Annotated in this window: 7 protein-coding genes and 3 pseudogenes; 2 read left to right on the top strand and 8 right to left on the bottom strand. The window is 42.3% G+C overall.

The features are described 5' to 3' along the window. On the top strand, positions 1-377 hold a 377-nt coding region (locus tag ABFC84_17935; GenBank protein MEN6414620.1), incomplete at its 5' end, for a transposase. Between the two features lie 38 nt (positions 378-415). Then, a complete protein-coding gene (locus tag ABFC84_17930) occupies positions 416-817 on the top strand; it encodes a hypothetical protein (GenBank protein MEN6414619.1) in 402 nt (133 codons plus the stop codon). On the opposite strand, the pseudogene tnpA reads toward ABFC84_17930, so the two are convergent. The 8 genes and pseudogenes from tnpA to ABFC84_17890 all read right to left on the bottom strand — a co-directional run bounded on the left by tnpA (position 767) and on the right by ABFC84_17890 (position 6,351). Next, positions 767-983, bottom strand: a pseudogene (gene tnpA, locus ABFC84_17925) (IS200/IS605 family transposase). The gene ABFC84_17930 and the pseudogene tnpA overlap by 51 nt on opposite strands. A 236-nt stretch (positions 984-1,219) precedes the next feature. Then, positions 1,220-2,102: pseudogene (gene pdxS, locus ABFC84_17920) on the bottom strand (pyridoxal 5'-phosphate synthase lyase subunit PdxS). 11 nt (positions 2,103-2,113) lie between these two features. Continuing rightward, positions 2,114-2,380 (bottom strand): annotated as a pseudogene (locus ABFC84_17915) (cation:dicarboxylase symporter family transporter). A gap of 86 nt (positions 2,381-2,466) precedes the next feature. After that, the gene (locus ABFC84_17910) at positions 2,467-2,706 is read right to left on the bottom strand and encodes an acyl carrier protein (protein ID MEN6414618.1); all 240 of its coding nucleotides are present in this window, start codon (positions 2,704-2,706) and stop codon (positions 2,467-2,469) included. 72 nt (positions 2,707-2,778) lie between these two features. After that, positions 2,779-3,423, bottom strand: a complete 645-nt coding sequence (locus tag ABFC84_17905; GenBank protein ID MEN6414617.1) for an acetyltransferase — start codon at positions 3,421-3,423, stop codon at positions 2,779-2,781. Positions 3,424-3,451: 28 nt separating this feature from the next. Then, entirely contained in the window at positions 3,452-4,513 is a 1,062-nt protein-coding gene (locus tag ABFC84_17900) for a hypothetical protein (GenBank protein MEN6414616.1), read from the bottom strand. Positions 4,514-4,562: 49 nt separating this feature from the next. After that, positions 4,563-5,174, bottom strand: a complete 612-nt coding sequence (locus ABFC84_17895; protein MEN6414615.1) for a sugar transferase — start codon at positions 5,172-5,174, stop codon at positions 4,563-4,565. 109 nt (positions 5,175-5,283) lie between these two features. Further along, positions 5,284-6,351, bottom strand: a complete 1,068-nt coding sequence (locus tag ABFC84_17890) for a ketoacyl-ACP synthase III (protein ID MEN6414614.1) — start codon at positions 6,349-6,351, stop codon at positions 5,284-5,286. Between the last annotated feature and the right edge of the window lie 101 nt (positions 6,352-6,452).

Below are 6,452 nucleotides of genomic sequence, written 5' to 3'. Positions count from 1 at the left end.
GTGAAACAAGGTTGCTGTGGGCTCCGTATCATGGCAAGCGGGCAGGAGTAAAGCTTCATACTGCCTTAAATTTATCTACGGAACTTCCGCAAAAAGTGCTGGAAACCACCGGCCTGCAACACGACGGCCCTTTGTTGAATGAATTAGCGGATAAAGCTTGTATTATAGTTGCAGACAGAGCCTATTTTCAAATTGAGCGTTCCGATACTTATTTTAAAGATTGTCAACCGTTTGTAATCCGCGTAAAAACAAACATTGAAATCACAAAAAAGAAATCTTTACGCCGGGTATGTCTTGACTCTTCAAACGTCACTGCAGATTACACCTGCCTGCTAGTACATCACCCATTTAGCAAAAAGATACGAATATGCATCTGATAAGAGTATAATAAAGTAAAAACCGCAGGTGCAAAAGAATGAGTCAAAAATATTATGTTACATTGTCTGAAGATGAACGCAAAGAATTGAAAAAAATCATTAAAGAAGGAAAAACCCAAGGCTATAAAATCAAACATGCGCAAATTCTTCTAAAATTGGACGAAATACCGGAAAACAAAGGCTGGACGAATAAAAAGATCGAACAAACCTATGATGCCTGTCGGTGTTCCGTAATCCAAATTGCCAAACGGTATGTTGAAGAGGGTTTGGAAAGTGCTCTGGGTCGAAAATCGCAGAAAAACCGAGCCCATAAATTTGATGGAGAAATTGAAGCAAAAATTATAGCCTTAACTTGTACAGCACCGCCTGAAGGACATGAACGTTGGACAATACTCTTCCGCCCAAAAATGACGACTTCCAAACTTGTATTTCAAATTTAAGTGCCTCTCAAATAGGCATAATGGCACTTTTCCCTTTTAGATACCCCATGATCTCCGATACACTGTATTTTTGTGGAATCGAAATTAGTACGTGTATATAATCTGCCATCATATGTCCCTCTATAATTTCAATTCCTTTCTATTATTTACACAAATCTTTTATAATATCCCTTATAGACAAGCGAATCGACCTATTAAATCGGCCGTTGCAAATATCACTAGCATATAAGCTATTCAGATTCTTATGTATAAAAAAATACTGCCAGTGCGAGGCAGTAAAAAGAAATCATGCAAAAAGTATAGGGATTATGTTCAATGGTTAGAAGTTGTTATGTTTGGGAAATTCTCCAACACAGTCAAAAATATAATTCTCAACTTTTTCTATTTATTTTGTAAACAATACTACCAACCGCGTTCCTGCATACACTCATTTCCCGGGATAGTAGATATATCAATTCCAACCATTGCATCTCCCAGATCTTTTGACACTTCGGCGAGTACATTTGGATCATTATAATATGTTGTAGCAGCAACAATCGCTTTGGCTCGTTTAGCCGGATCGCCGGATTTGAAGATACCGGACCCGACAAAAATACCATCGCAACCTAGCTGCATCATAAGTGCAGCATCGGCTGGAGTAGCAATACCACCTGCTGCAAAATTTACGACAGGTAACTTTCCTAATTTTTTTGTCTCTACAACAAGTTCGAGCGGTGCGGCAATCTTTTTTGCAAAGGCTGAAACTTCTTCATCCGGCAGATTCTGTAATTCTCGAATTTGACTCATGACCATACGGATATGGCGTACCGCTTCAATTACATTGCCGGTTCCAGGTTCTCCTTTTGTGCGAATCATTGCTGCACCCTCGGCAATACGACGCAAAGCTTCACCTTCGATTTTTTGCACCACAGACAAAAGGTATTTTAAATTTATGCTTATTAATATGAAACTTATCATCAGCAGGTGTTAAGACTTCACTTTCATCTATATAGTCCGCGCCGAGCGACTCTAGAATCTGTGCCTCGACAAAATGACCAATTCGCGCCTTGGCCATAACGGGAATCGTAACGGAATCCATAATTCTTTGTATAATAGCCGGATCAGCCATACGCGCCACACCGCCGGCGGCACGAATGTCAGATGGAACACGCTCGAGAGCCATTACAGCACAGGCACCGGCCTGTTTGGCAATTTTGGCTTGTTCTGGCGTGGTGACATCCATAATAACGCCACCTTTAAGCATTTCGGCCAATCCAGATTTTACTCTGAATGTTCCTTGGTCCATTTTATTACCTTCTAATTTAATATCTCTTCAACTTTTTTTACATCTAATTCTTGTTCCCATTTCGAAACTACAATAGTAGCTACGCCGTTCCCAATAAGGTTAGTCACAGCACGGCCCTGAGACATAAACCGATCAATGCTAAAGATTAGCGCTAAATCGGCCATCGGAATACCAGGAATAACCGATAAAGTTGCTGCCAGAACTATGAATCCGCTTCCTGTTACACCAGAGGCATCTTTCGAAGTGAGGAGTAACACTGCTAGAATACTCAGTTGGTGGACTAAAGTAAGTTTATCTTAACGGTGAGTCAAGGCTCCCGCCTCTATAGACAGGCAAAGCCGCCCCCACCTGCATTACCGGTGTTTCAGCTTTGCTGAAACGAATTACTCTGAACCAGATTGATAATATCACCTACAGTCCTACACTGCCGCAGTGTATTCGTATCTGCCATCACGCCAAAGGATTCCTGAATCAGCACCGCAAGACTCAGCCTTCCAAGTGAATCCCAGCCTTCCAAATCATCAAGCACTGTTGCCGCATCAATATTCCGCTTTGTTTCAAACAGCACTTCCCTGATCTTTTGGATGAATTCCTGTTGTTCCACTCCGCATCTTCCCTTCCGCGTCCCATAATCGAGGCCTGTGCTCTTAAACTCGCGTTCATACAAGACTTAACTCTATACATAGTTTAAATATTGTTTATGTAAGACTCTTCCCGGCACTCCTACAGTAGTAACATCATTCGGAACATCTTGAATAATGACTGCACCGGCGCCTACTATCACATTGCGGCCAAGGGATCGTTGCTGAATAATTGTCGAACCAATACCCAGCCACGTATAGTCCCCGATCTTTACCTGACCCGCTATATGCACACCGGGAGAAACATGGACACCACACCCTAGCAGGCACTCATGATCAACAGTTGCTCCCGTATTAATTATGCTTCCAATGCCCACTACTGTTCCTGCGTTTATCGCAGCCTGGGCAAATACTACTGACCCGTGGCCTATGTCAGAAAATCTGCTTACAAAAGCTTGGGGATGAATAATAAGCGGCAGTCTAAACCTGCAATCAATGAATCGGCGAATGAGTTCCACCCGCAGCTTATTATCACCGACAGCAACGACCACATCTTGATAACTGCTATGGAACGGCAGATATTCATCAACTTTTCCCAGAATGGGAAAATTGAGCACAGAGGTTATTTCTGGATAACGATCATCCAAAAAAGCAATTTTATCCCATTTGTCCATGCTCAGCGCAGTATCCGCAACCACTTTACCGTGGCCGCCCGCTCCGATAATTAATAATCCTGCCATACGTATCTTACTCCCATTTTTTGTGGCATTAAACGTCTTTCCTATATACCGGAAAATAGTCACATATATCGTCTGCTTTTTTACCGTTATATTGCTCCCATTCGCTAACTAATTGAGAATATATCCCTTCATTGACAATGATATGCCAAGTATAAAACGCATGTCTGGTTTGTGAAAATCCTGCTTTAAATCTGAATAATGAATCTTCGTTTCCACCAATCCCGCCCCCGATATGCAGTATGCGGCTGCCCCGTTTTTTTTCATAGAGTGTTATAAAATAAAGCAAGAGTTTCGAACTTCCGCCCTTTAAATACTTGTCCGCAGTTGCGGATAGATGATATTGAACAATCCCGTTGCTTTCAGTGAAAAGGCCGGCAGATGCTACCTCCCCTTGATCAAGAACAACGCCTAAATACATGCATTCTCTCATTGCCTGCCTTAACTTTTCAAAGTAGCGAGCACTAAAATAGTAGTATTGATCCGCCTTATTTCGCTCCATAGTTTCATAATAGATGGCAATAAATTGCTCCCAATATTTCCCCTCATAATCTACAAATGCACTATAGCCTTTCTCCCCGGTCCGTTTTATACCAGCACGATGATTCCGCCGCATTTGCTGCCACAGTTCCCCTTCGGATAAAGTAAGATCAATGGAAACTGTGCTGCCATGGTTGACTAATGTTCCATAGCCATTTAGCATTTCATGATTCGTTAGAAGCGGATGCAGTCGTGAAAAGACTGCTACAACATTTCTCCGTTTCATTTCTGCCAAAAAAGTACTCATTGCTTTTTGGCAAAACCGACCTGTCGTGTCTTCCGTTAACAAGAGCGGACTGGAATACCCATAGGGCGATATTGCATCATACAGCACTGAATCTCCCATTTCATGAAACGCAAGAGAAATCGGCCGAATAATAAAAGGGAAAAAAAATATATTAGAACCATCTTCCATAACATATGCATACGCATCGCCTTTTTCATAGCTTGCATTTAATGCTACATATTCAGGCAGATGATAGCTGTCATGCGGCAGCTTATGAATGGTTTCAAGCCAGCAATGCGAGTCAGGCGTAATAAATGTGAACTTCATTAAAATCCCCTCATTATACAATTATTGACACATATATTTTTTTACAAATTCAATTTATCTTTAATTCTCGTTCCTTGTCTAAGGCCAGCATCATACTATCCTGCACGCTAACTACCCCACTTCGGTTAACCACACGCAAGAATGTAAGAAAAAGGATCTTTAAATCTAACCATAGTGACCAATTTTCAACATATTTTGCATCAAGCTCCAACTTTTCATCCCAGGATAATAAATTCCGGCCAGATATCTGTGCTAAGCCCGTTATACCCGGTCGTACAGTATGCCGCAATGATTCCCTCGCGCTATAATAAGGCAGATATTTTAGGAGGAGCGGTCTCGGTCCTACTAAACTCATATCGCCTCTACTTACATTATATAATTGTGGCAATTCATCCAAACTAAAATTACGTAAGAACCTTCCCAGCCTAGTCACCCTAACTGCATCCGGTAAAAATTCCCCATATTCATCCTTAGCATCTATCATCGTGCGAAATTTATAAATATAAAAGTGGCTGCCATATAATCCCGCTCTTATCTGCTTAAAGAAAATAGGCGATCCCATATTCAGCTTGATTAATAATGCAGCAACCAGCATAACGGGCGAAAAAGCCGCAAGTAAACACACCGAACTAACAAAATCAAATACTCTTTTCAAATTCATCGAAATATCCTCTCTTTAATAATTTTCAGCATTAAATTCCAGAAAAAATATTCACCCGTCCTCGCCACCGATGGCAGCTTTCCCCCCAAAGGCGGCAAAACGAACGTTCTCACTCATAATCAATCATCTCACAGAAATCCAAGCCGCCTACTGTAAGCAGCATAGAACCCCAGGCTAACCCCGTACCGAACCCACTCAGGCAGAGCCGCAGCCAGTCTTTCCGTAGCTGCGAGCCCAGATTAAAGGTGATGTTGGCAGGAATAGTAACCCCGCTGGCATTACCAAACCGTTCGACAATATTACTGGGCATTTTGCGGCGCGGTACTTGCATCTGATCTGCCAATTTTTCCAGCATAAAACGGTTAGGCTGGTGAAACATGAAATAATCCACTTTGTCTTTATCTTCCCCGCTAAAATTCAGCAGATTGTCCACCATTTGCGGTACCTCTGTTTGGACAAATTGAAAGATGCCTAGTCCATCCATAACCAAATTTTCCTTGCTCCGCAGGTTGCCATCACCATCATCCTCCAGTACTCTTGTTTCCGCTGTAACCGGCATCCTAAGCCCCCCGGCAGGAATCATTAATGCCTCGCCCCGGCTGCCGTCCATCTTGATATTCGCATAAATGGTGTTATCCTGATCAGTCTTTTCCACTATAGTCACCGCTGCTCCGTCGCCAATCAACGGATAGCTGTTCCGATCCCTGCAGGAAGTTTTTCGACTGAGAATATCCCCGTTTAGTACCACAGCCTTTTTGACCGCATCTTGCTCTAACAGCATAAATGCTTGAATCAGTCCAATGATATAGCCGGCGCAGCCTTGATTGATATCCAGACAGAATATATCTTGCTTGAGGCCCAATCTTCCTTGGATAGTATTGCTGGTAGGCGGCAATAGGTAGTCCGGCGTTTGCGTGACAAGAATAAGAGCGTCAATGTCGTTCTTGTTGACCAAACCACGAACCAGCAGTGATCTCAGTCCGAATATGCATAAATCCGAAACACAGACTCCCGGCTCAGCAATTCGATGCCGGTCATAACCCATAATCTGCTTGAGTCGCAGTGTATTTTCTAAAGGGAAATTATACTGATTCATCTCGTCTTCAAACTTTATTTCATTGTGAGGCAAAACAGTCAGAACTCCACTAATTCGTTTATGCTGAAAAGTAAAATTCATGGCTGTCCTCCGTACTTCAGCACTAATTTTTGAAGGCTCGCCAGATCAGTAAAATTTTCCGGCACAATATCAAGTCCGTTAATCGATATGCTGTAAGCTTC

It is taken from the genome of Veillonellales bacterium (genome assembly GCA_039680175.1).
Classification (GTDB): domain Bacteria; phylum Bacillota; class Negativicutes; order JAAYSF01; family JAAYSF01; genus JBDKTO01.
This window is presented reverse-complemented; position numbering and strand designations above follow the sequence as displayed.